Origin of the sequence: Acidovorax facilis (genome assembly GCF_023913775.1) — a bacterium.
Classification (GTDB): Bacteria; Pseudomonadota; Gammaproteobacteria; order Burkholderiales; family Burkholderiaceae_C; genus Acidovorax; species Acidovorax facilis.
On sequence record NZ_JAMXAX010000262.1, the window covers coordinates 1 to 1,957 of the forward strand.

The 1,957-nt window shown below is 58.5% G+C and carries 1 protein-coding gene and 2 pseudogenes; 1 reads left to right on the forward strand and 2 read right to left on the reverse strand.

The features are described from left to right. Positions 1–125, forward strand: a pseudogene (locus NFX52_RS29975) (IS481 family transposase); the annotation flags it as partial. A gap of 574 nt (positions 126–699) precedes the next feature. On the opposite strand, the pseudogene NFX52_RS29980 reads toward NFX52_RS29975, so the two are convergent. Together NFX52_RS29980 and NFX52_RS29985 are read right to left on the reverse strand one after the other, a co-directional pair. After that, positions 700–870: pseudogene (locus tag NFX52_RS29980) on the reverse strand (cold-shock protein); the annotation flags it as partial. Positions 871–1,238: 368 nt separating this feature from the next. After that, positions 1,239–1,957: class I SAM-dependent methyltransferase (locus NFX52_RS29985; protein ID WP_252635991.1), on the reverse strand; the 719-nt coding region annotated here is incomplete at its 5' end.

Genomic DNA, 1,957 nt, shown 5'->3' on the forward strand with positions numbered 1-1,957 from the left:
ACCACCAGTTACCGCAGTCAGCGCTCAAGAGCAGTACGCCGATGCAGGCGATGAAAGAGTGGTACCAGACCCACCCGCACCTGTTTCACAAGCGACCATATGATCGTACGGGATGCGACACTTAGCCAGCCATCCGCTGGTATCGCGGCGATTCCGCGCAAAAGAAGCTCCGTAGATAAGCAGGGCCACACAGATCGCGGCAGCAAATCCCAGATATCCCAAATAGCCAAGCACGAATATCAACGCGATCATGCTGATCGACAGCACTGTCCACACCCTTTTGACTTGGCGAAGATTCTTAGTGCGCTCATCGGTGAGCTGCTGCTTCAGCCGCTGCGCCAGCATATTGATGGTGAGCCTGTTAGTCACATCCAGAGTACCGCCTACACGCCTTCTTGCTGCGAACGCTGGGCGTCCGTAACAAGTGAAGACCGAGTACTTATAGTTCCCCTCGCTCTCGGTCTCGCGCTCGCAGCGAAAATCAATGAGAGCATTGCCACCAACCGATGCAGCCCGAAACTTGATGTGATCTTCTGCGGCGAGCTTGTCCTTGGTCGTCATTGAGCAGATGAACCAATCGCTGACTTCAATCAGCTCCCACCCTCTGATGGTGTCAGTCTTAGAAATCAGAATCTCAAGGTAACCTGGTCCCTCATAACCCATGGATACCAGCTCAACTACCTTGCAGCGTTCGGCACGATAACCCTTCGGGGTGGGCACTGGATCGAAGGAAACAACGCTCCCATCACCCAATGCCTCGGGACTCGAGTGAACAAACGAATTGATGTGAAAAAAATAGTCCTTGTCGTCGTCCCCCTTGATGAAGCCAAAGCCCTTTTCCCTGGTAAATGTTTTGATTTTTCCTTGCATAGCTCTCAAATGTTGGGGGATGGTTGCCCGTGTGGCTCGCAGTTAACGATTGAAACCGGGTCGCTTATTGGAGGTGAAGCGCAATGCGCTACTGTGTCCGTTCGTCCAAAGACGAATTTCAGCCCAGGATGGAAATGACCTAGATATTGACGTGACGATCAACCGACACTTGAACTTGGGTGTGCACACCTCAGTTCGAGATGTAGATTTCAATGACTATGGTTCCTTTTCTATAGTGGGTCATAGGCAATGCGCTCGCGCCTAGGCAGACCGGAACTTTAGCAAGGCAACTGCCATTGCCAGCAAACGTGGAGGCTGTCGGACTTGAAATCGTCGGCAAAAACGGCACTCACCGAGCCCGATTTTCGCTATTGATACTCCAGGTCCGACAACCCTATCCACCCCCTAAACGCAAACCCCATGTAAAACATCTGCACATCGGTGAAACCGGCCTCGCGCAGAATCGCCTCGTCTTCCTGCGGCGTCAGCATCGCCAGCTCTGCAGCAATCTTGTCCCGCGCCTTGGCCGCGTGCTCCGGCGGCACACCGGACGCCACCTGAAACGCTGCATAGCGTGACAGCCATAGGTCGCGCTCCCCTGCCCCGCCCTCACCGCCTGGGCCTGCGCCATCCGCCACGCTCAGATGCGCCACCACCAGCGGTGCCCCGGGCTTGAGCCGCCGCTGGATCTCCGCCACCATGGCCGCACGCTCCTCGCGCGGCACAAAGTGAAAAGTCAGCAGGCACGTCGCGCCATCAAACGGCCCTACGGGTGCGCTCTGCACATAGCCGTGGTGCAGCGCCACGCGGTCACCGGATACGCCCGCGCTCTGCAGCCGCTGCGCGGCCAGGTCCAGCATGGGCTGGCTGGGGTCCACGCCGTCGAGCTGCCAGCCAGGGTGCGCCAACGCCATGTCTTCGAGCTCCAGCCCGCCGCCTGCGCCCACCACCAGCACGCGGCCGTGGTCGGGCACGCGCTCGGCCAGCAGGATGCGCGACATGCGCAGCAAGCTGTCGTAGCCAGGCACGTTGCGGCGGGGGCCTTCTGCGTAGCGGGCAACGGCGGCGGGGTCGGGGAAGGGGGACG